This is a genomic window from Polaribacter litorisediminis, from assembly GCF_019968605.1.
In the GTDB taxonomy this organism is placed as follows: Bacteria; Bacteroidota; Bacteroidia; order Flavobacteriales; family Flavobacteriaceae; genus Polaribacter; species Polaribacter litorisediminis.
Map to the genome: position 1 here is coordinate 3,163,213 of NZ_CP082966.1, position 23,797 is coordinate 3,187,009.

Consider the following 23,797-nt stretch of genomic DNA (forward strand, 5'->3'; position numbering starts at 1 on the left):
ATATAATTTTTAACCCGCAATCATATAACCTCCATCGGCTGTATACACGCCACCTGTCATATAATTGCCAGCATCCGAAGCCAACAAACAGGCCAAACCTACCATTTCTTCTGGCATTCCCATTCTACCACTCGGAATTGATTTTTCTAACTTATGCAGCATTTTTTCGTTTTGCCATAGCGCTGCGCTAAATTTTGTTTTAATCAATCCTGGGCAAATTGCGTTCGCCTTTACACCATATTGCCCCCATTCTTTTGCTTGATTTTTTGTCAGCATTAAAATTGCAGCTTTACTTGTACTATAAATTCCTAGGCCAAAGCCTGGCGTTAAAGCTTCTACGGATGCTATATTAATAATACTTCCTTTTTTGTTCGTTTTAAAATGTGGTAACACCAAGTTAGACAAAGACCAAGGTGCTTTAACATTAACCTCCATAATTTTATCAAAAATTGCTGGATCTACTTCTTCAATCGGACTATACACCGGGTTAATTGCAGCATTATTTACCAAAATATCAATACGCCCAAAAGCTTCAATTGTTTTCGATATCAGATTTTTACGTTGTTCTTCTTTCCCAATATGACAGGCAATTGAGATTGCTTTCAAACCTTCCGCTTTAAACTCTTTAACCACTTCATCACAGGCTTCTTGGCTTCTGCTAGAAATTACAACTTGTGCGCCATTTTGTGCCAATCCTTTTGCAATGGCCTTTCCGATTCCTTTGCTAGAACCCGTGATAATGGCAACCTTATTTTCTAAATTAAATTGTAGTTTTACATTCATTATAAAATATATTCTTTATCATTTTTAATGGTTAAAACTTCATTATTCATTAAAGATTCTGCTAGTGCATTTGTTTTCGGAACTTCATATTTAAAGTAGAATTTCATGGTATGAATTTTACTTTCATAAAAAATTGCTGAATATTTTCTATCCGTATTAATTAAGTTATCTGAAGCATCGACAGCCATTTCTAACCATAACCAACCTAAAACCACAATACTCATATACTCCATAAACAAATTAGCGTCTGCCAAATAGCGCTCGTAATTTCCCTCTTTAGCAAAAGGCATTAATTTACCCAATATTTTTTGAGAAAGCTGTAATTTATTACCTAAAGTAGTTGCGTATGATTTTAAATCTTCATGATTTGAAGCAGCAATAATTGTTTTCAAAATTTCTGCGGATAGCAATTCTAAACCCATACCATTTTGTAGCGTAACTTTTCTACCCAACAAATCTTGTGATTGAATTCCTGTTGTACCTTCATATAAGGCCATAATTCGAATATCTCTATAATATTGTTGTAAAGAAAAATCGGTACAAAAACCATAACCTCCTAAAACTTGCAAACCATTATCGACTGATTCTGCTCCTGCTTCTGATGGATATGTTTTTACAATAGGAATAATCATTTCTAACAATAAATGATACTTTTCTTTCTCTTCTTTTGAGGTTGCTGTGGTTACAATATCATGATATTTTGCAGCCAACATAACCAAACTTAAAGCCCCTTCTACAATCGATTTTTGCAACAATAACATCCTTCTAACATCTGGATGTTCTATAATTAAACTCTGTTTTTCAGTCGGGTTTTTCTTTCCATCGGCAGATAATTTTCTTCCCTGAGGTCTTTCATTGGCATATTGCAAGGATGTTCTGTAGGCAGCCATTGCAATCGCTGCAGCTCCTCTGCCCACAGCAATTCTAGCACCATTCATCATTAAAAACATTTGATTTAAACCCTTATGTTCTTCACCAACAAGCCAACCTCTGCAATCGTCTTGATCTCCAAAACCTAAATGCGTGGTGCAATACCCTTTTTGCCCCATTTTCTGAAAATCGGCAACCGTCATAACATCATTATATGTTAAAGATCCATCAGGTTTTAGTCTGTTTTTTGGAACAACAAACAAAGATATTCCTTTGGTTCCTTGAGGAGCCCCTTCAATTCTTGCCAAGACCAAATGCACAATATTTTCTGCAAATTGATGATCGCCGCCAGAAATAAATATTTTCTGACCCGTAATTTTATAAAATCCGTCTTCGGTTGGCGTTGCTTTTGTGGTAATATCAGAAAGTGAACTTCCTGCCTGTGGCTCTGTTAAACACATGGTACCTCCCCAAACTCCTGATAACATATTCGGAACATAGGTCTCTTTTAAAGCATCTGCACCAAATTCTATGATTAATTCTGCAGCGCCTAAAGTTAAACTAGGATACCCTGGTAAATGATTATTTGCAGCATCCATAATATATAAAGCCGCATGAAAAACAGATGATGGAATCTGTAAACCTCCATCCTCATAATCAAAAAGGGCGGCAATAATGCCCATTTCTCCCGATTGATGCATCACTTTTTGAACTTGCTTATGAACAATAACAGTTCCATCCTTATGATAAGCCGGAGTTTCATCCATTTCTTTAAAATAGGGATATAACTCTCTGTCAGAAAATTCTTTGACAGAATCTATAAACAAGTCTAAAGACTCCATATCATGTTCTTGAAATCTTTCTCTTGATAGTAAATTTTCTAATTTATGAATATCATAAAGAATATATTTTAGTGTTTCTATGTCGACATACTTTTTTGGCATTTTCTTAAAATTTTAGCGTGAATATTTAGAAATTCTGATTGAACAGCTTCTATATCTTCAAATATACTAAAAATTACTATGCACGCATAACAAAATAGAAAAACTATGCATTCTCAAGTAGATACAATTTACTTGAGAAATTCATGATATGAATTTAAATCTTAAAGTTGATTCTTAATTTTTTGTAGTTCTGCCCTCACTGCTTCTAGTCTACTAATAATTTCGTGAGTATTATACACCCCTTCAGGATTTTTTTTGAGTTTCTGTTTTGCGCCTTCTAAAGTAAAACCGCGCTCTTTGACTAAATTGAAAATTAATTTGAAGTTTTTTATATCCTCTTGCGTAAAAAGTCGATTCCCTTTCGCATTTTTTTTTGGCTTAATAATCGAAAATTCTTTCTCCCAAAAACGCACCAAAGAAGTATTTACCTTAAAGGCTTCGGCAACTTCTCCTATTTTATAATATCGCTTTTCGGGTAGATCTATGTGCATTATTGTGTAATTGTGTAATTGTGTAATTGTGTAATTGTGTAATTGAAAAATACGCTTAAACTATTCAACAATTAACCATTTTCACAAAATTATTAATCGTAAGATTGGCTTTCTTCAGATGCCTGTTGCAGGTTTGCAAATTCCCCTAAAGACAAATCTCCATAATAAAAATTAATAGGATTTAACGCAATATTATTTTTATGAACTTCATAGTGTAAATGAGGGGCAACCGATAAACCTGTATTACCAACATAACCAATTAAATCTCCACGCTTAATATCTTGTCCTCGTTTTACAACCATTTTACTTAAATGCGCATAAATAGTTTTATAACCATAGCCATGGTCTATATAAATTACATTTCCAAAAGTACTGCTTCTTTGGGCTCTGTATATTTCTCCATTTCCAGATGCATAAACTGGGGTTCCTTTGGGTGCCGTAAAATCCATTCCTTTATGAAACTTATTAATTTTTAAAATAGGATGCATTCTCATTTTGTAACCAGAAGCTACATAAAAATCTCCTTTTTTAATAGGTAAAATTGCAGGGATAGAAGCCAACATAGCTTCTTTTTCTTTTGCTAAAGCAACTATTTCATCTAAAGATTTAGATTGCACAACCATTTGTTTTGATAAAATATCTACTTCTTTGGTTAATTTTGTGATCAAATTAGAGTTGTCAAATCCTTCTAAATTTTTATACCTATTTACGCCTCCAAAACCCGCCTTACGTTGCTCTTCTGGTATAGGATTTGCCTCGAAATAACTTCTATAAATATTATTATCTCTTTCTTGTAGCTGTGTTAAAATTTTAGAGCTTTCCTCTAATCTTTTATCAATCAACTTATAATGAAATTGAAGGTTTTCTAGTTCTCTTTTTTGAGCACGTTCAGACGGTGATGTAATAATTTGACTAAAACCAATGAATCCAAAAAAGGCAATTAATATAACACCTAAAAAAATAAAAAGTACTCTTCTGTAATGATCACTCTTTTTTACAGTAATTTTTCTGTAAGAAAGCGTATCCTCATCATAATAATATTTTACTTTTGCCATATTGATAAATGTACTATTTTTGTTGTATTAGCGGTTTAATTTGATAAAACTTAGGTACAATAACATGTAAATTTACAAAATGTTTTACAACTGCTTTTTTTAAGCTCTTTTTTTTAAAAATAAATTAACATAATTCCACTTATTGGAAACTTCTCATATATGAAATCTCAAGATATCCGTGCTACTTTTTTAGACTTTTTTCAAAAAAAATCACATTTAGTTGTTCCTTCTGCACCCATGGTAACCAAAGATGATCCAACATTAATGTTTGTAAATTCTGGGATGGCTCCTTTTAAAGAATATTTTTTAGGTAACGGAATACCAAAAAGTAACAGAATTACAGATTCTCAAAAATGTTTGCGTGTTTCTGGCAAACACAACGATTTAGAAGAAGTGGGCTACGATACTTATCATCATACTTTGTTTGAAATGTTAGGAAATTGGTCTTTTGGTGATTACTTTAAGAAAGAAGCAATTGGTTGGGCCTGGGAATTACTGACCGAAGTTTACAAGATTGATAAAGATATTTTATATGTAACCGTTTTTGAAGGTAGCAATGATGCTGATAATTTAAAAATGGACACAGAAGCATTCGATTTATGGAAAGAATTTATTGCTGAAGATAGAATTCTAAAAGGCAATAAAAAAGATAATTTCTGGGAAATGGGCGAACAAGGGCCTTGCGGACCTTGCTCTGAAATTCATGTAGATATTCGTTCTGCAGAAGAAAAAGCCAAAGTAGATGGCCGAACATTAATCAACGAAGATCATCCTCAAGTAGTAGAAATCTGGAATTTGGTTTTTATGCAATACAATCGCAAAGCAAACGGTTCTTTAGAAGAATTACCGCACAAACATATCGATACCGGAATGGGTTTTGAACGTTTGTGTATGGTTTTACAAGGCGTGCAATCTAATTACGATACCGATGTTTTTACACCCATTATTAGAGAAATAGAAACCATTACAAATACCAAGTATGGCTCTAATAAGGAACAAGATATTGCCACACGTGTAATTGCCGATCATGTTAGAGCTGTTGCTTTTTCTATTGCCGATGGCCAGTTACCTAGCAACACCGGAGCTGGTTATGTAATTCGTAGAATTTTACGACGAGCCGTTCGTTATGGATTTACATTTTTAAATAAAAAAGAACCATTTATTTATAGATTGGTGAATGTTTTAAGCAGCAAAATGGGAACTGCTTTCCCTGAATTAAAGGGTCAAAAACAACTAATTGAAAATGTAATTAAGGAAGAGGAAACTTCTTTTTTAAGAACTTTAGAACAAGGTTTGGTTTTGTTAGATGGTATTATAGCAAGTTCAAAAACCAAAAAAATTGCAGGTCATAAAGTATTTGAATTGTATGATACTTTCGGATTTCCGATAGATTTAACGGCTTTAATTTTATCTGAAAAAAATTATACTTTAGATGAAAAAGGTTTTGAAGAAGAATTACAAAAGCAAAAAAATAGGTCGCGTGCTGCCAGTGAAATGAGTACAGAAGATTGGACAATTTTAGTGGAGGATGCAGTTGAAGAATTTGTAGGATATGATTTACTAGAAGCGAATGTAAAACTAACCAGATACAGAAAAGTAACTTCTAAAAAAGATGGAGAAATGTATCAATTGGTCTTTAATTTAACTCCTTTTTACCCTGAAGGTGGAGGTCAAATTGGCGACAAAGGATATTTAGAAGATACGCATGGAGATATTATTTACATCCTAGACACCAAAAAAGAAAACAACGTAATCATCCATTTCACTAAAAACCTTCCTAATTATTTAGATACTAGTTTTAAAGCTATTGTTGATGCAAAACATCGCTCTAAAACAGAAAGCAACCATACAGCGACGCATTTATTACATCAAGCTTTAAGAGAAGTTTTAGGAACTCATGTAACCCAAAAAGGTTCTGCCGTAAACTCAAAATATGTACGTTTTGATTTTTCTCATTTTTCTAAAATGTCTTCGGATGAAATTCAAGATGTAGAAAATTTTGTAAATGCTCGTATTTCTGGAAAACTACCTTTAGTTGAAAAGAGAAATATACCCATGCAACAAGCAATTGATGATGGTGCAATGGCTTTGTTTGGAGAAAAATATGGAGACACCGTAAGAGCCATTCAATTTGGAAAATCGGTAGAATTGTGCGGTGGAACACATGTAAAAAATACTAGTGATATTTGGCATTTTAAAATAAAATCTGAAAGTGCAGTTGCGGCCGGCATTAGAAGAATTGAAGCGATTACCAAAGACGCTGTTAAAGATTTCTACACCGAAAATAACAGTGTTTTAGTAGCAGTAAAAGAACTTTTAAACAACGCAAAAAATCCATTAAAAGCAGTTCAAAAATTACAGGACGAAAATATAGCTTTGCAAAAACAAGTGGAACAATTATTAAAAGAAAAAGCTCAAAATTTATCCGGAGAAATTAAAAATCAATTACAAGAAATTAATGGGGTTCAATTTTTAGCAACAAAAATAGATTTAGATGCAAACGGAATAAAAAATTTAGCATTTGCCATCGGTAAAGAATATCAAAATTTATTTTTATTATTTGCAACCGCTCCATCAAAAGACAAAGCAATGCTAACATGTTACATTTCTAAAGAGTTGGCAAATGAGCGCGGTTATAATGCCGGAACTGTCGTAAGAGAATTAGGAAAACTAATACATGGTGGCGGAGGTGGTCAAAATTTCTTTGCTACTGCTGGCGGTAAAAATCCTGGCGGAATCCCTAAAGCTTTAGAAAAAGCAAAAGATTATTTGGTGTAATTTTTAAATACGTTCATTTGAAAACAAATCGACAGAAATTGATATTTGCTCTAGTAGTTACCATCGCTATCCTTGTATTAATACTTTCGGGTATCGGAATTTGGAGAACAAGTTTATTTCTATTTGATCATCAGTAATTGTTAAGCATCTATAACAATTCATTGTCTTTACTGATAATAAGGCGCAATAATAGTTATATTCGCAAACTATTATTTGATGCATGAAAAATACTTTACAAGAATTAAGATCAGGAAGCCTAATGGGTTCAAAAAGATTAAAACTGGCTTGTGGCCTAAAGCAATTTCCAGAAGAAATCTTATCGCTTGCAAAAACTTTAGAGATTTTAGATTTATCGAACAACCATTTATCTGAGTTACCTGAAAGTATCTCTCAACTGCAGCGTTTAAAAATTATATTTTTCGAAAACAATAATTTCGAAGAATTTCCAAAAGTGCTCCAAAAATGCCCTGAGTTAACGATGATTGGTTTTAAATCCAATCAAATTCATACCGTGCCAGAAAATGCCTTTCCATCAAAATTAAGATGGTTAATTTTAACCAATAATCGCATTCAAAAAATACCAAAAAGTATTGGGACTTGTTTTTGGTTGCAAAAATGCGCTTTAGCAGGCAACCAAATTGAAGCATTACCTTCTGAAATGGCAAACTGCGTAAATTTAGAACTTTTAAGAATTTCGGCAAACAAACTCCAATCAATTCCGGAGTGGTTATTCCAACTACCAAAATTATCTTGGGTGGCTTTTGCTGGAAATCCTGCTTCGTATCAAGTTCCAAAAAATAATGATTTCGAATCTTTTCATTGGAATAATTTCATTTTGAAAGAGCAACTTGGAGAAGGTGCCTCTGGCATGATTTCAAGAGCACATTGGACATTAAAAAAGGAAGATGTAGCCGTTAAGGTTTTTAAAGGAGCTGTAACCAGTGATGGATTGCCTGAGGATGAGATGGAAGTTTCCATATCAGCAGGATCGCATCAAAATTTAATCGAAGTTTTAGGAAAGATAAAAAGCCATCCTGAACAAAAAAGTGGTCTTATAATGAAACTCATATCTCCTTCATTTGTCAATTTAGGAAACCCGCCTAATTTAGAAACTTGTACAAGAGATGTTTTTGATGAAAAAACTGTTTTTACAGCTAAAGAATCACTCAAAGTTGCGAAAAGTATTGCGTCTGCTGCTGCACAATTGCATAGCCGGGGAATTAATCATGGGGATTTGTATGCGCATAATATATTGGTCAACGCCCAAGGAGAATGTCTTTTGGGAGATTTTGGTGCTGCTATGTTTTATGATATAAATTCAACTTTAGCGCATCTTATTCAACGAGTTGAGATTAGGGCATTTGGATGTTTATTAGAAGATCTTTGGAATTTAATAGATAAAAACAAACTTGAGGAAAATTTATTGACCAAATGGCAACAATTAATTATAGATTGTACAATTCCTGAAGTTAGTTTACGCCCTAGTTTTTCGGAAGTTTTAGGCAAATTGAATCACTTTTAAATTGGTAAACTTTTTGAACAATAATTCATGAAACTTCAAACTCAAATACCTATTGGTAAAGAATCTAGAAACCCTATTGGTTACCATTCAAAATTACTGCTACTGGGTTCTTGTTTTTCAGAGAATATAGGTCATCAATTCAATTATTTTAAATTTCAAGCTAGCCAAAATCCCTTTGGAATCCTTTTTCATCCAAGAGCTATAGAAACTTTTATTACTCATGCTATCAATGAAAAAGTATATTCAGAAAAAGACATCATTTTCCAAAATGAACGATGGCATTGTTTTGATGCCCATTCTAGTGCTAGTTCTGCTGATAAAAATGAGCTTTTAATCAATTTAAACACCGCAATAGTATCTACCAATAAAAAGCTAAAAGAAGCTTCTCATATAATAATTACATTAGGCACTTCTTGGGTTTACAGGTTTATCGAAACCGATATCATTGTGGCGAATTGTCATAAAATTCCGCAGAAAAAATTCTTAAAAGAGTTGCTTTCTGTGGATGAAATTTCGGAATGTTTATCTTCGATAATTGCGATTTTAAAATCTGTCAATACAAATATAAATGTGATCTTTACGGTTTCTCCTGTAAGACATTTAAAAGATGGTTTTATAGAGAACACCCAAAGTAAGGCGCATTTAATTGCTGCCATTCATACTGTTATCGATCTTAGAAAAAACACTTATTATTTTCCTTCTTTTGAAATTATGATGGATGAATTAAGAGATTATCGTTTTTATACAGAAGACATGCTGCATCCCAATAAAACTGCCATCAATTATATTTGGGAAAAATTCGTGGATACTTGGTTTTCTTCTGAAACAGCATCGATTATGAAAGAAGTTGATACAATTCAAAAAGGAATTCTGCATAGACCTTTTAATGAAAAATCTAGCGAGCATCAACAGTTTTTAGCCAATTTAGAAAACAAAAAAAAGAGCTTGCATCAGCAATACTCTTTTATAAACTTTGAAAAATAGACTCTTATTACACCACTTTAATTGTATAATACCGAAATAAATTGTTTCTTTTTAGCTTAGTTTTTATCAAAAAAATTATCTTGATACATACTGTGCTAATTATTTTTAATATGGATATATAATTCAATTTATTTATACCACATTAAAAAATGAAATTGGTATTATTTGTCAATATATTGATCTACATTTTGCCAAGGACCACCATTGATTGCATCGATACCATTTTGCTTTAAAAACTGCGTAGCTTGTCCGCTTCTACCTCCACTTTTACAAACCGCAATGATTGGTTTATTCCAAGACTTTATCTTGTCAATTTCTAGAGGAATTAAATTTAGAACGATGTTTTTAGCCCCTTTTATATGACCACTATTCCACTCCATTAGGGTTCTAACATCTAAAACAATGGCACCTTTTTCTAAATACTCTTTAATTTCAACACTCATATCTTTTCTTTTAAACATGTCAAATAACCCCATGTGATTTTTTTTAATTTTGATGCAAATTTAAGCCATTTTCTATAAGTGCTGTGTAACTTTTATTACTTTTTAAATCTATTAAGATGTTTAAAAGATCATTTTTAATCGAAAAATTGTGATTTAAAGCTAATTCATACAATTCTAAAAGCAACAACCAATCGTTCGGAAATTTTAGTTTTAAATGATTCAATATTGCTATAATTTTTTCTTCCGTTACAGAATTTTCTACTCTCATTTCTCTTACTTTACTGTACAAAAAATAGAGTTCTTTCTCTGATTCAGAATAGGTAATTTTATGAGTTTTTATTTCAGAAACTTTGCTATAATCCTCAAAAGAAGCAACATCTGCGGCGCCAGAGTATGCTGAAATTACTTCTTTACCAATTGCCATATCATATAAACCCCATTCGGGCTGAAATAGTATTTCATTTTGGTAAGTAACCGTGCAATCATCTAAAGTAATAATGAGTATTTTACCTCTTAAATCTCTTGTTCCCGTAATTGCTTTTCCTTTTACAATAACACCACTTTCAAACTCCAAGGTCATGAATTCGCCTTCGTAAATTCCGTATGCTTTTAAATCTCTAGGACTCATATCTTCAATAGGCAAATTAATTCCTTTTAATTTACCCACCGGACTCCCAAAACCAGCTGGATGCCTTGTAACACCGTGACCAATTAATTCCTTATCCCTATTTGCCAAAGCAGTTTTTCCGACTGTTTGAAAATACGCAACCTTGTTATTTTTATATTGAATAACGTTTGTGAAGACCCCCGATATTTGAATACCTGTAGTTAATTCAATAGTTCCTAAGTTTTCAGAATTTATGAGTTTCTGAACACCTTTTAAGCCACCAGTTCTTAAAGCCATTGTATTTGCAAATTCGTCTAATACCAAACTCAAATAAGCAAAATCGGGTGTTACAAACAATTGAGGCTGCGGTTTTGTAATATCAAAATTGATGGTTGCTGCATGGATCGAATACGGAACTTTTTTTACTTGAGGCTGCATACACCATGCACTTTCTCCTATCGAAGAAAGCAAACCAGCTCCGTATATTTTAGGATGTTCTAAACTTCCAATTAATCCGTACTCTACAGTCCACCAATGCAAGTTTCTTATTTGCGCCATTTCAGACAATTCGCCCATATTTTCTTGCAACCATTCTACTTTTTCTTGGGCATCATCAATTTCTTTTTGAGTAGCATTCGGATTCTCTTTTAAGATCGATAACCGTCGAATTGCTTCATACACCTCATAATCTTTGGCAGAGGAAATTGCCTTACTCCCAATTTCACCAAAACGTCTTAAATATTCGGCGTATTCAGGATTTGCAATTATGGGTGCATGCCCTGCAGCTTCATGAATAATATCTGGCGCAGGAGTATATTCTATATGATTTATAGTTCTCATATCAGAAGCAATGACCAAAACATTATACGCTTGAAATTCCATAAAAGCATTCGGCGGAATAAAACCATCGACCGAAACTGCTGCCCAACCAATTTCTTTTAAAATTCTATTCATACCCTCCATATGAGGAATATTTTCTAGAGAAATCCCTGTTTTTTTCAGTCCAGGAATGTACGATTTATGTGCAACTTTGCTTAAATAATCCACATTCATTCTCATAACATAACGCCAAACTGCTTGATTTTGAGCAGTATATTCTTGATAAGGCTGTTTTACAATAAATTTATGCAGATGCTTAGGCAACTTGGCAGTAACACTATTGATTTCAAAATGAGTTTCCATTAAAAATATGATAAATTTTGACGGTAAATTTACGAATTTTGCAATGAATTTATACTTTCATTACAGTTAAAAATTAATTTGAAAATAAAAATAACTTATTATTATTGAAAACACAATTATACTATTTATTAGGTAAACCTTATTTTTCCTAATAAATCAGCAGTAATATTTTATTAAGAATCAAAGCAGTTCACAAATCAACATTGCGGTAATAGATAAAAGTTACTTTATCGCTTTCGTAAAAAAATAAGCATACCTTCAAAATCTTTCTTACTTTTACTACTCAATTTAGACAAATGAACAAGAAAGTTATCTTAATGATTTTAGACGGATGGGGAATTACACAAGACCCTAAAGTATCCGCAATTTATAATGCTAAAACACCTTTCATCAATTCTTTATATGACAAATACCCGAATGCACAATTGAGGACTGATGGAGAATATGTGGGGTTACCTGAAGGTCAAATGGGCAATTCTGAAGTTGGCCACATGAATTTAGGTGCTGGTAGAATTGTGTATCAAAATTTGGCTAGAATTAATAAAGCGGTTAAAGAAAAAACGTTAGGAAAGGAAAAAGTGCTTTTAGATACTTTTAAATATGCTAAAGAAAACAATAAAAACATTCATTTATTAGGATTAGTTTCTAATGGTGGAATTCATGCTCACATAGACCATTTAAAAGGATTGTTAGATGTTGCAAAAGAACAAAACGCTGATAATGTCTATTTACACGCTTTTACTGATGGTAGAGATTGTGACCCAAAATCAGGAGCGTTTTTTCTTAACGAGATCCAAGAATACATGAAAAAAAGTACAGGTGAATTAGCGACCGTTACAGGTCGTTACTATGCCATGGATCGAGATAATAGATGGGAACGTGTTCATGAAGCTTATGATGGAATTGTAAATGCCGTTGGAACAAAAACTACGGATATTATTGCAACCATCAAACAAAATTATGAAAAAGGTTTGACAGATGAATTTCATAAGCCTATTATTATTACCAATGAAGATGGATCTCCAAAAGCGCAAATAAAAGAAGGTGATGCCGTAATTTTCTTCAATTATAGAACCGATCGAGGAAGGGAATTAACCAATGCTTTATGTCAGAATGATTTTCCTGAATTTCAAATGAAAAAATTAGATTTATATTTTACAACCATGACTTTATATGACGCTTCTTTTAAAGGCATTCATGTAATTTATAATAACGATAATATTAAAAATACGCTGGGTGAAGTTTTATCAAAAGCTGGTAAAAAACAAATTAGAATTGCCGAAACTGAGAAATATCCTCATGTAACATTTTTCTTTTCAGGCGGACAAGAAGCACCTTTTGAAGGAGAATCTCGTATTTTAAGAAACTCTCCTAAAGTAGCAACTTATGATCTTAAACCAGAAATGTCTGCCTTCGAATTAAAAGATGCTTTGTGTGCTGATTTAAAAAAGGGTGACGCTGATTTTGTTTGCTTAAATTTTGCAAACGGAGATATGGTTGGGCATACAGGAATAATGGATGCCGCCATTAAAGCCTGTGAAGCTGTTGATATTTGTGCCAAAGAAGTAATAGAAACTGGTTTAGCAAATGGCTATTCCACGCTACTAATTGCAGATCATGGTAACTGCGAAACCATGATGAATCCTGATGGCTCTCCTCATACAGCGCACACCACAAATCCTGTTCCTTTTATTTTAATTGATGACGAAATAAAATCTATTCATAGTGGAATTTTGGGCGATATTGCTCCCACAATTTTAGATCTTATGGGAGTTGCACAACCAAAAGAAATGACTCAAAAATCACTTTTATAATGATAAAAAACACGTTCTTACTTTTATTAATCGTCTTAGGTTTGGCTTGTAATTCAAGTAAAACCACTGCAGAAAAGAAGATTGTAATCGAAAACAAAACTGAAAACATAATTAAAATTAAAGAAATTGTAAGGCAAAAAGCAAAACCTATTACTGCTCAGAAAAATGACAGAGGGTATTTAATTGGCATAGCTAATAAATCATCTTTTGCAGACGCTTCTTTTAAGCCTTGGTTTGACAGCAGATACAACGAATACAAAACAGATCAAGAAATCATTGAAAAACTCAAAAAAGAAATAAATAAATTTACAATTAAAGGATTTATGGGCACTTGGTGCGGAGATAGCAGAAGAGAAACGCCTCGTTTTTATAAGATTTTAGAAGAAACTGGTTTTGATGAAACTTATTTTGAACTTATTACTGTGGGCAGAAACAAAAAAACACCAGATAATTTACAAGAAGGATTCAATATCATTAGAGTGCCTACTTTTATTTTCTTTAAAGATGGAAAAGAAGTTGGACGCTTTGTGGAATATCCGAGAGAAACTCTTGAAAAAGATATTTTAAAAATTGTTACTGGACAGCCTTATAAGCACTCTTACGATAAAAGCGAATAAATTTTCATGCATGCTACACTTCTTTTTTTTAATTAGATATGCGGAGGCATACCGATAAAAATGTCTCAAAATAAATTTAATTTCTGTCGTATCTTAGTTTAATAGTTTCTTTTCGCTTTAGACAATCTCCAAGAACTAAATTCTAATAAATATAGTAACTTTGCAGCTCAATTTTTGAAAATGATTAAAATTAAAACCAAAGAAGAAATAGAAATAATGCGCGAAAGTGCACTTGTTGTTTCTAAAACATTAGGAATGCTTGCAAAAGAAGTAAAACCTGGTGTCACTACTTTATATTTAGACAAACTGGCAGAAGATTTTATTAGAGAACAAGGTGCAATACCTGGTTTTTTAGGTTTGTACGATTTTCCGAATACGCTTTGTATGAGTCCGAATTCTCAAGTGGTTCATGGGTTTCCTACCAGCGAACCTTTAAAAGAAGGTGATATTATCTCTATAGATTGTGGTGCTTTAAAAAATGGTTTTTATGGAGATCACGCCTATACTTTTGCCGTTGGCGAAATTGATGTGGCAACAAAAAAGTTATTAGAAGTTACCAAAGAAAGTTTGTACGTCGGTATCCGAGAATTTAAAGCAGGAAATAGAGTGGGTGATGTTGGTTTTGCTATTCAGAATTTCTCAGAAAAACATGGTTATGGTGTTGTAAGAGAGTTAGTAGGCCATGGTTTAGGGCGCACTATGCATGAAGATCCAGAAATGCCAAATTACGGAAAGAGAGGAAGAGGAAAAAAGTTTGTAGAAGGGATGGTTGTCGCCATTGAACCGATGATCAATATGGGAACTCAAAAAATAAGACAGCATTCTGATGGTTGGACAATTACTACGTTAGACAACAAACCGTCAGCGCATTTTGAGCACGACGTTGCTATTGTAAACGGCAAACCAGAACTACTTTCTACCTTTAAATACGTAAATGAAGCTTTAGGAATTGTTACGAACGAGGAAGACGAGTTTAGACAATAGCAAACGCTAAATTCATAAATTATACGAATACCAAATTTATACTTAAATTAATATGACCTTTTTATTCTGCAAACAAGAAGCTTACAATAGTATAGGAGTTTGTATGGAAGTCCATAAAGAATTAGGGTTATTAGTGAATTTTGGAGAAGATCGTTTAACCTACAAAAGAGTTATTTTGTGAAATTAGTGTAATTCGTGTCTATATTCAAAACTATACTCAACACCATACCAAGACCTTTATTAATTAAAGCAAGTTATTTGGTACGTCCAATAATAGCTTTAGCACTAAAAGGCGATACCTTTACAGACCCAATTGACGGCAAATCGTTTCGTAAATTTTTACCTTATGGATATGGAAAACAGCGAGAAAACGCCCTTTCTCCATCCACCTTATCATTAGAAAGACATCGATTAATGTGGCTTTTTTTAAAAGATGAAACTGATTTTTTTACCTCTACAAAAAAATTCAAAACACTTCATATTGCGCCAGAACAATGTTTTTTAGAGGTCTTCAGAAAACAGAAGAATCTAACATATATTACTTCTGATTTAGAATCTCCTATTGCCGATGTAAAAGCTGATATTTGCAATTTACCATTTGAAGATAATTCGTTTGACGTTGTTTTTTGCAACCATGTTTTAGAACATATTCCGGATGATACAAAAGCCATGCGCGAATTATTTAGAGTCCTAAAAAAAGGCGGGTTTGGTATTTTTCAAATTCCGCAAGACATCACTAGAAAAACAACTTTTGAAGACGCTTCTATTACAGACAGAAAAGAACGTGCAAAAATATTTGGGCAATACGATCATGTAAGAGTCTATGGTTTAGATTATTTTGATAAGCTACGTTCTGTGGGTTTTAAAGTGGATGAAGTTGAGTATACAAAAAAAATCGCTCCAGAAAAACTAGCACGATTTTGTTTGATGAAAGGAGAAATACTTCCGGTTTGTTATAAAAACTAAGCACTACTTATTTTGAGAAATTCCTTAAGAAAACAGACATTTTTTCTAATTTTTCTTCTCCTAAAACAATCATTCCATCTCTAATGATTTGATAGTATCCATTTTCTAGTTTTGCAATCCTAGATTTGCCTGCGTAATTATCAGCGATATCGACTGCTTTTCGAACTTGTCTTCCGTTTCTATTGATCCAAAAAGTCTTACCATCTTTAATGGCTTCAAATTTATCATTATAAAATATACCCAAAAATTGATAATCTGTATTTGTCTTTAAAAAACTACCATCTATCGAGCATAAAAAACCTTTTAGCATCGAATTTTCTTCACTATACATTGGGTGCATACCCCCTCCTAGGTGTCCCCCAAAATTATACCAAACTTTATGAATTTTAGCTTTTCCTTTTTTATTATATCGATCAATAATATCTGCTTTGCTTAATTTTCTTAAAAGTTCAATTTCATTAGCAACTCTCACATATTTTCTTGCATTTAAATCATATACTAAAGGCATACTAGCATTGTTAGGATATGTTACTAATCGCCCGTTACCTCTTGGCAACATCACGGTTCCAAAATGAGTAGAAAGCGGATTAAAATTTGATACTTTAGGGAGTTGAAAACCTATTTTATTTTTTGAATTATACGCATAAATTTTAGAAGGATTTACTTTTTCGTTTTTAAGAATTATAAAACCATCAAAACTTAAAAAATCTTTATACTCAGAAGCTTCTAAAACCACTTCTCCCACATCTGTAATGATTCCGAAAAAACCATTATTTTCATAAACAGCAATTCCATTTTTATTAAAGTTATAAAGATTATCTGCCTTTATAGCTAACGTAAGAGATTTATTTTTCCAAATAGTTTTTAAAGAATCTATTCTTCTTAATTCCTTTTCTTTAATAATTTTCTTTTTTAAAATTTCAATATTCTTTAATGCTAAAGATAGAATCTCTTCATTATTCTTATACATTATAGAATATTTATTGTTAGCTAAATCAAAATATTTTAAAGAATAATATTTTGCCTTTTCTAAAAACTCTAATTGCTCTTTTAAAGTTGCTCTTTTATGATGCACCTCAAAGTAAACCGATGCACCGAGAGCTGCCATGTCTCTATTTAATCGAACATTTTTGTATTGAATTGCTTGCTCAAAATAAAGGAGAGCCTTCTGATAGTCAATACTATTTTCTATTGTTTTGTAGGCTTTTGCTATACTTCGATTTGCGAGGGTTCTATTAGATTGTGCTTGAACTATTGAATAAGTCAGTATAAGAATAATTGTGATTAAAAATTTTCTCATATTTTTATTTAATACCATTTAATTTTCGGGTACAAATGTAAGAAAAATTAAGACTTAAGAACACAGTGAAAAAACCAAACTTAATTAAAATTTGGTTTATCGAATATTTATTTTTTTATAAATAATTATTAAAACTCTGAAAACTAGAGATACTATCTGCTAAGAAAACTAATTATTATTTTTTTGGAAATTTTTGTAAAAAAAGTGACCTATTTTCTAATTTTTCTTCTCCTAAAATAATGACTCCTTCTTTTATGATATGAAAACCGCCGGAATCTAGTTTCTTAATCTCAGAATTACCTGAATAGTCTTTGGCTTCTTCTCTAACCTGATTTAATTTAGTTCCGTTTTGGTTTATCCAAAAAGATTCAGTGTCACTTATTGCTTGAAAATTATTATTATAAAAAGTTCCAATAGCTTTATAACCCGAACTTGCCTGCAACAAACTACCATCTAGGGCACATAGAAAACCAAATAATTTAGGGTTTTCAGTTTCATACAAAGGATAAACACCTCCTCCTATATGACCTCCAAAATTATACCAATTCTTACCAATCTTTATTTGATCATCTTTGTTGTATTTATCAATTTTATCTGCCTTTTTGAGATTTTTAAATAAATCTTGAAGATCTTGCGTGAATTTAACAACGTTTTTAGCATTTAAATCATAGATAAATGGCTCATAAGAGTTGTTAGGATAGGTTACTAATATTCCATTTCCTCTTGGCAACATAACGGCTCCATAATGTGTAGAAAGCGCATTAAAATCAGCTATCCTTGGCAGTAAAAAACCTTCAGAATTATTCGTATTAAAACTATACAATTTCGTGGGTTCTGTAATTCTATTTTTCAGAATGATGTATCCGTCAAAAACTAATGCGTCTTTATATTCATCGGCTTCAAAAAGAACATCTCCTACATCATTTATAATTCCGAAAAAACCATTTTTTGAATATAAAGCAATATTGTTTTTATTGAATTTGTAAATACTATCTGCTTCAAAAACTAAAGAATTGTATTTATTTTGCCAAACCGTTTTTAAAGAATCTATTCTTTTTAATTCTTTTTGTTTTTTGATAAATGCTAGTCTCTTCTTTTCTAATTCCTCTTCTAAAACTTCAGTAGCTTCCATTATTTTAATAGAACGAGGTACGTTTGCATTATACTCTTCGGAAGTTACATCTTCAAACAAACTAAAATATAAATCTGAATATTCTTTCGCTTTTTTTAAAAACTCTAATTTTTCTTCAATCGTCGGTTTTTTTAGGTGCAATTCAAAATAAATTGAAGAACCTAAAGAGGCTATTTTTCGATCTGAAATAGTATCAATATTCTCCAGTGCATTCTCAAAATCAGAAAGTGCAGCCTTATAGTCTAAACTACTTTCTATAGCAGTATTTGCTCGCTTTATATAAAAATTTGCAATCGCAACCTTTTTTTGCGCATTAATTAAAGTAAATGATATCAGAAAAACTATTGAGAGGATTGTTTTTTTCATATTTTAAGGCTTTTCTCTTGCAAGATAATAAAAATATCTAATTATACATATAGTTCGTATATTCGTTGATGTTACCGTCAGCATCAGAGAACAATAGAATTGCTTGTATTTTAGGATTTTTCTCTAAAAATACAATACTCTTTTCTAGGCCCATCGCCATAAATGCAGTTGCGTAGGCATCTACATCAGCACAATCTATACTGGCAATTACAGAGGCACTTAATAAATTGCTTTCTGTAGCGAACCCCGTTTTAGGATTGATAGTATGTACATACTTTTTTCCGTTCTCTGCAACTCTATATTTTCTATAGTTGCCAGAAGTTGCCATCGATTTATCTGAAAGATTTATGACCTTAAACCCTTCATTATCTATTGCGTTTACAGGGTTTACCAATTTAATAATCCATGGTTTATTGTTATCTTTGGTTCCTTTTGCACGTATTTCCCCACCAATTTCAATTAAATAATTATCAATATTTTTATCATTTAAAAAACGGGCAACAATATCAATTGCAAAGCCTTTGGCAATAGAATTAAAATCTAAATATATTTTAGGATGCGCTTTCACAATTTGTCCTTCAATTAACGCTACTTTATCTAAACCAACAAATTGCATATACTCCTTTACTTGATCATCTGTGAGATTCAATTTTTCTGTTTTAGGCCCGAAACCATATGCATTTACCAAATTACCAACGGTTGGGTCAAAATAACCATCTGTTTCTTTATAAATCTTTTTTGATTTTTGAAAGACTTCCTTAAAAATAGTATCAATAAAAACGCCTGTTTCTCCTAGATTCACTTTCGAAATATCCGAAGTTGAAATGTAAGTCGATACGGAATTATTAATCCTAAGAAATAAACTATCTAGTTGCTTTTGGTAATTGTCTTTGGCATTTAAATACGTAATTTTGTAGGTAGTGCCGAATATTCCACCTCTTAAAGTAAAGTTTTGCGTTTTTATATCCTGATTACAAGATACAAAAATTGTTAAAACTGCAAAAATCAGTAACGTTTTAGTTGTTTTCATAAAATTTTTAATGGGATACAAAAATACGACATAAAATTTTCACAAATTATGGATTACACGCACTAATATCTATCTATTTTGTTAACTTTGTACTATAAATTTTATTCTAAATTATGAAAAAAATAACAGTATTACTCCTATTAACAACAATCTTAGTAAGTTCTTGTGTTTCTAAAAAACAATTTGTTGATTTAGAAACAACACACGCCCAAACCAAAGATGAGTTACTAAAAACTGAAACAACTTTACAAAAGTATTTAATTGAAAAAGAGAAACAAGAAACCAAATTAGCGGCTCTTGAAGAACAAATTAAATATTTTAAGGATGACAAAAAAACGGCTTTAAAACAAGTAGAAAATTTAACAGTTTTAACGCAATCTTCTTCTGAAAATATTAAAACTGTAATTTCTCAGTTAAACGAAAAAGATAAGTATATTAATGGTATTAGAACTGCCATGACTCAGAAAGATTCTATTAATCTTGCTTTAAAATATCACTTAACAAAAAACTTAACAGAGGGTATTCGAGATGAAGATATTGAAGTTAACGTTGAAAAAACGGTGGTTTTTATTTCAATTTCTGATAAATTATTATTTAAAAGCGGTAGTTACAATGTAACTGATAAAGCTTATTCTGTTTTAGAGAAAATTGCCAAAGTAGTTAAAGATCAACCTAAAATGGATGTGATGATTGAAGGTCATACAGATAACACACCAATTAAGAGAAATTTAATTCAAGATAATTGGGATTTATCTGCTTTAAGAGCTACTTCAATTACCAGAATTTTACAATACAAATATGGTGTAAAACCACAAAGATTAATTGCGGCAGGTAGAAGTCAATATATTCCATTAGCACCAAATGATACTGCTGAAAACAAATCTAAAAACAGAAGAACAAAAATTATCATCATGCCAGAATTAAATCAATTCTTTAATTTATTAGAGCAAGATGCTTCTAACTAATAATAGCTTTTTATAAATTCTAAAACCATCTGAAATTCAGATGGTTTTTTTTATATAAATTTTTTAAAAATAGTAGCGTTGCTCTTATACCTTGAATTTTAGGTTTTGACAACATTACTTTCTCAGAAAATTTAGGTAAATTCGTTTAACTTCAATGCTAAAAAAAACTTTTCGCATTTTCATCAAGCTCGTTGAATTACCAGAATAAAATACTATTTTTGTTTTTAAATACAAAATAAGGTTTGATAACAGAAAAAAAAATGATTGGTATTGAAGAATTTGATGGAAAAAACTATCAAATAAAACTTGTTGAGCCAGAAGATAAAGCTGTTATTACGCACTATTTACATAATGTACACAATGGCGTTTCTAAACATTACAGAGAAGATGCTTTAAAAATTATCAAAAACTTTGTAGAATACAAACAAGACGAAAATATTTCCATTGCAGAAGAAGATGCTTTACAACAACTACTTTTTGAAGTAGAAAATGTTCCTTTTCCAACTCCCGAAAATTATAAATTTAAATTTATAGATTTATTTGCAGGAATTGGTGGATTTAGGTTGGCTTTGCAAAATGTTGGCGGAAAATGTGTTTATACGAGCGAATGGGAAAATGCAGCAAAAAAAACTTATAGAGAAAATTTTGGAGAAATTCCATTTGGCGATATTACAAAAGAAACTACAAAAAATTACATTCCTAAAGGATTTGAGGTTTTGTGTGCAGGTTTTCCTTGTCAAGCATTTTCAATTGCAGGAAATAGAAAAGGTTTTGCAGATACAAGAGGAACTCTATTTTTTGACGTAGAACAAATTATAAATAAACATAGACCAAAGGTTGTTTTTTTAGAAAATGTTAAAAATTTAGTTTCACACGATAAAGGAAAAACATTTAAAACTATAATTGAAGTTTTAGAAAAGAAATTAGGTTATAAAGTTTTTAGCTCAATTTTAAATTCAGTTACTCACGCAAATATTCCTCAAAATAGAGAAAGAATATTTATTGTTGCTTTCGACCCAAATCAAGTAAAAAATTGGAGTAATTTCAAATTTCCAGAAAAAATTGAATTAACAAAAACTATTCATAATATTTTAGAAAAAGGAAAACAAGAAACTAAATATTATTATCCAAAAGAGCATAAATACTATCCAGAACTTGAGAAAACTATGACTTCTAAAGACACTGTTTATCAATGGAGAAGAGTGTATGTCAGAGAAAATAAAAGTAATGTTTGTCCTACATTAACAGCCAATATGGGAACTGGAGGTCATAATGTTCCTTTAATTAAAGATAATTTTGGAATTAGAAAATTAACACCAAGAGAATGTTTTTCTTTTCAAGGGTATCCCAAAAACTACATTTTACCAAATCTTGCTAATAGTAAATTATATATGCAAGCTGGTAACTCTGTAACAACAACTTTAATAGAAAGAATTGCTAAAGAAATAATAAATGTTTTATGAAAAATATAGATACAAAAATTTTAGATATTAATTTTTCTCTTGATAAAAATTTAATATCACTCCCAGAAAATGTTTATGCTATAAAAGTTCATAATATTGATTCAAATTATTATTTTAAAATAGCTGTAAAGCATGATAGTTTTTGCCCAAATATATCATCAAGTTATGAAGAATCTCAGTTTCTTGATTATTTAAGTAATCTAGAATATAAATTGATTGAAGAATATTACAAGTCAAAAAATAAGCAAAAGCCTGAGAATTATAGTACTGTTTTAGAAATAATTACTAATGAAAAAGGCGAATTATATAGGTTAGCAAAAGCGGTTTAATAATGAAATCATTTGCAGAATTAGATTTAGAGAATGATGGGAATTATTTAAAACTACTTTCTGCTGTTTCTAAAATTTCAGGACTTTTTAGTGAAAGTGCCGTACCTTTTATTAATTATAGAGTTGCCGAAAATATATTTTGTAGAAGTTTTGAAGCAAATAACCTATCACGTTCTGATACTGCTTTTGATGCTGATTACAATTCTATCGGCATTGGTTTAAAAACGTTTATTTCAAAAACAAATAACAGCACAGAAAAAGTAGCGGAATTTAATAGCCTTTCAAGAGATTTAAAAAATTATAAAGGTAAAGACCTTGCTTTAAAACTTGGAGAATACAGAAATGAAAGAATTAATTTAGCGAATAGAGTTTACGATATTGAATCTTCACTTTATCATATTGTAGCAAGAAGAGAAAAAGAGTTACTTCTTTTTGAAACAGATTATAATCAAATAGACATTGCAAATATCAATTCTGTAAATAGTAATAAAGCAAGTTTACAATTTGAAGATGGTCATAATTTTTATTCTTTTAATTATTCAAAAAGCACATTATATAGAAAATTCATAATTCCCGAAAAAGCTTTTAGATTACCAATAGATATTATTGAAGACCCTTATAGTTTATTACTTGATTTATTTTCAAGCCATCAATATAAATCTGCAAAAGATAAACTTATAAAAGGAGAAAATTATATTGTTTTACCACTTTATGGAATTAAGAAAAAAGAAAAATATGTTTTTGAAAAAAGTGGTTTAAATCAATGGAATGCAGGCGGAAGAAAAAGAAACTTAGGAGAAATCTATATTCCTATTCCTAAAAATATTCATAATGAATATCCAAAATTTTTTCCAGAAAGAGATGAAACTTTTAATTTGGAAATTCCAACAGGAGAAGTTTTTGAAGCAAAAGTTTGTCAAGATAATTCAAAGGCATTAATGACAAATCCGAACAAAGCTTTATCTGATTGGCTTTTAAGAAAAGTACTTCAATTAAAAGAAGGAGAATTGGCCACAATTGAAAAATTAGATAAATTAGGTTTCGATAGTGTAATAATAACTAAAAATGAAAATTCAGAATTTAAAATTGACATCATGAAAACGGAAAGTTATGATAAATTTTTGGAATAATTAAAAATCGCATATTAGGCAAGAAACCATGCACAAAACATC

20 protein-coding genes are annotated in these 23,797 nt (G+C 31.2%); 11 read left to right on the forward strand and 9 right to left on the reverse strand.

What is annotated here, in order from left to right:
• Positions 1–9: 9 nt before the first annotated feature.
• The 4 genes from K8354_RS13505 to K8354_RS13520 form a co-directional block, all read right to left on the reverse strand.
• Complete coding sequence (locus K8354_RS13505; RefSeq protein WP_223440967.1) at positions 10–783, reverse strand: SDR family NAD(P)-dependent oxidoreductase; 774 nt, start codon at positions 781–783, stop codon at positions 10–12.
• Positions 783–2,597, reverse strand: a complete 1,815-nt coding sequence (locus K8354_RS13510; RefSeq protein ID WP_223440969.1) for an acyl-CoA dehydrogenase family protein — start codon at positions 2,595–2,597, stop codon at positions 783–785. The genes K8354_RS13505 and K8354_RS13510 overlap by 1 nt, the downstream gene beginning before the upstream one ends.
• Before the next feature lie 161 nt (positions 2,598–2,758).
• Positions 2,759–3,088: a MerR family transcriptional regulator gene (locus tag K8354_RS13515; RefSeq protein WP_223440972.1), complete on the reverse strand. Its 330-nt coding sequence runs from the start codon at positions 3,086–3,088 to the stop codon at positions 2,759–2,761.
• A gap of 92 nt (positions 3,089–3,180) precedes the next feature.
• Positions 3,181–4,143: a M23 family metallopeptidase gene (locus K8354_RS13520; protein WP_223440975.1), complete on the reverse strand. Its 963-nt coding sequence runs from the start codon at positions 4,141–4,143 to the stop codon at positions 3,181–3,183.
• A gap of 159 nt (positions 4,144–4,302) precedes the next feature.
• Between K8354_RS13520 and alaS the strand changes: the two genes are divergently transcribed.
• The 3 genes from alaS to K8354_RS13535 all read left to right on the forward strand — a co-directional run bounded on the left by alaS (position 4,303) and on the right by K8354_RS13535 (position 9,427).
• Positions 4,303–6,921 carry an alanine--tRNA ligase gene (gene alaS, locus K8354_RS13525; RefSeq protein WP_223440978.1) on the forward strand — a complete coding sequence of 873 codons (2,619 nt, stop codon included), beginning with the start codon at positions 4,303–4,305 and terminating at the stop codon, positions 6,919–6,921.
• 220 nt (positions 6,922–7,141) lie between these two features.
• On the forward strand, positions 7,142–8,443 hold the full coding sequence (locus K8354_RS13530) for a protein kinase (protein ID WP_223440981.1): 1,302 nt from the start codon (positions 7,142–7,144) through the stop codon (positions 8,441–8,443).
• A 27-nt stretch (positions 8,444–8,470) separates the two neighbouring features.
• Entirely contained in the window at positions 8,471–9,427 is a 957-nt protein-coding gene (locus K8354_RS13535) for a GSCFA domain-containing protein (RefSeq protein ID WP_223440983.1), read from the forward strand.
• Positions 9,428–9,588: 161 nt separating this feature from the next.
• On the opposite strand, the gene K8354_RS13540 is transcribed toward K8354_RS13535, so the two are convergent.
• Both K8354_RS13540 and K8354_RS13545 read right to left on the reverse strand, forming a co-directional pair.
• Positions 9,589–9,903, reverse strand: coding sequence for a rhodanese-like domain-containing protein (locus tag K8354_RS13540; protein ID WP_223440986.1), 315 nt, complete (start codon positions 9,901–9,903; stop codon positions 9,589–9,591).
• 10 nt (positions 9,904–9,913) lie between these two features.
• Complete coding sequence (locus K8354_RS13545) at positions 9,914–11,659, reverse strand: aromatic amino acid hydroxylase (protein ID WP_223440989.1); 1,746 nt, start codon at positions 11,657–11,659, stop codon at positions 9,914–9,916.
• Between the two features lie 296 nt (positions 11,660–11,955).
• Here K8354_RS13545 and gpmI point away from each other — a divergent pair, with 296 nt between their 5' ends.
• The 4 genes from gpmI (at position 11,956) to K8354_RS13565 (ending at position 16,040) form a co-directional block, all read left to right on the forward strand.
• Positions 11,956–13,473 carry a 2,3-bisphosphoglycerate-independent phosphoglycerate mutase gene (gene gpmI / locus K8354_RS13550; protein WP_223440990.1) on the forward strand — a complete coding sequence of 506 codons (1,518 nt, stop codon included), beginning with the start codon at positions 11,956–11,958 and terminating at the stop codon, positions 13,471–13,473.
• The gene (locus K8354_RS13555; protein ID WP_223440994.1) at positions 13,473–14,090 is read left to right on the forward strand and encodes a thioredoxin family protein; all 618 of its coding nucleotides are present in this window, start codon (positions 13,473–13,475) and stop codon (positions 14,088–14,090) included. The genes gpmI and K8354_RS13555 overlap by 1 nt, the downstream gene beginning before the upstream one ends.
• Before the next feature lie 180 nt (positions 14,091–14,270).
• Entirely contained in the window at positions 14,271–15,074 is an 804-nt protein-coding gene (map, locus tag K8354_RS13560) for a type I methionyl aminopeptidase (RefSeq protein WP_223441011.1), read from the forward strand.
• 195 nt (positions 15,075–15,269) lie between these two features.
• Complete coding sequence (locus K8354_RS13565) at positions 15,270–16,040, forward strand: class I SAM-dependent methyltransferase (RefSeq protein ID WP_223441014.1); 771 nt, start codon at positions 15,270–15,272, stop codon at positions 16,038–16,040.
• 7 nt (positions 16,041–16,047) lie between these two features.
• Here the strand turns inward: K8354_RS13565 and K8354_RS13570 are convergent, their stop codons facing one another.
• From K8354_RS13570 to K8354_RS13580, 3 genes are all read right to left on the reverse strand, one after another.
• Positions 16,048–17,340 carry a hypothetical protein gene (locus tag K8354_RS13570; RefSeq protein WP_223441017.1) on the reverse strand — a complete coding sequence of 431 codons (1,293 nt, stop codon included), beginning with the start codon at positions 17,338–17,340 and terminating at the stop codon, positions 16,048–16,050.
• Between the two features lie 175 nt (positions 17,341–17,515).
• A complete protein-coding gene (locus tag K8354_RS13575; RefSeq protein WP_223441020.1) occupies positions 17,516–18,838 on the reverse strand; it encodes a hypothetical protein in 1,323 nt (440 codons plus the stop codon).
• Between the two features lie 37 nt (positions 18,839–18,875).
• Complete coding sequence (locus K8354_RS13580) at positions 18,876–19,868, reverse strand: FAD:protein FMN transferase (protein WP_223441022.1); 993 nt, start codon at positions 19,866–19,868, stop codon at positions 18,876–18,878.
• A 113-nt stretch (positions 19,869–19,981) separates the two neighbouring features.
• On the opposite strand from K8354_RS13580, the gene K8354_RS13585 reads away from it, so the two are divergent.
• The 4 genes from K8354_RS13585 to K8354_RS13600 all read left to right on the forward strand — a co-directional run bounded on the left by K8354_RS13585 (position 19,982) and on the right by K8354_RS13600 (position 23,755).
• A complete protein-coding gene (locus K8354_RS13585; protein ID WP_223441024.1) occupies positions 19,982–20,833 on the forward strand; it encodes an OmpA/MotB family protein in 852 nt (283 codons plus the stop codon).
• A 242-nt stretch (positions 20,834–21,075) separates the two neighbouring features.
• Positions 21,076–22,296 carry a DNA cytosine methyltransferase gene (locus tag K8354_RS13590; protein ID WP_223441027.1) on the forward strand — a complete coding sequence of 407 codons (1,221 nt, stop codon included), beginning with the start codon at positions 21,076–21,078 and terminating at the stop codon, positions 22,294–22,296.
• Positions 22,293–22,625, forward strand: coding sequence for a hypothetical protein (locus K8354_RS13595; protein WP_223441030.1), 333 nt, complete (start codon positions 22,293–22,295; stop codon positions 22,623–22,625). Before K8354_RS13590 ends, K8354_RS13595 begins: the two co-directional genes overlap by 4 nt.
• Positions 22,626–22,627: 2 nt before the next feature.
• The gene (locus tag K8354_RS13600; RefSeq protein WP_223441033.1) at positions 22,628–23,755 is read left to right on the forward strand and encodes a phospholipase D-like domain-containing protein; all 1,128 of its coding nucleotides are present in this window, start codon (positions 22,628–22,630) and stop codon (positions 23,753–23,755) included.
• Positions 23,756–23,797 lie beyond the last annotated feature (42 nt).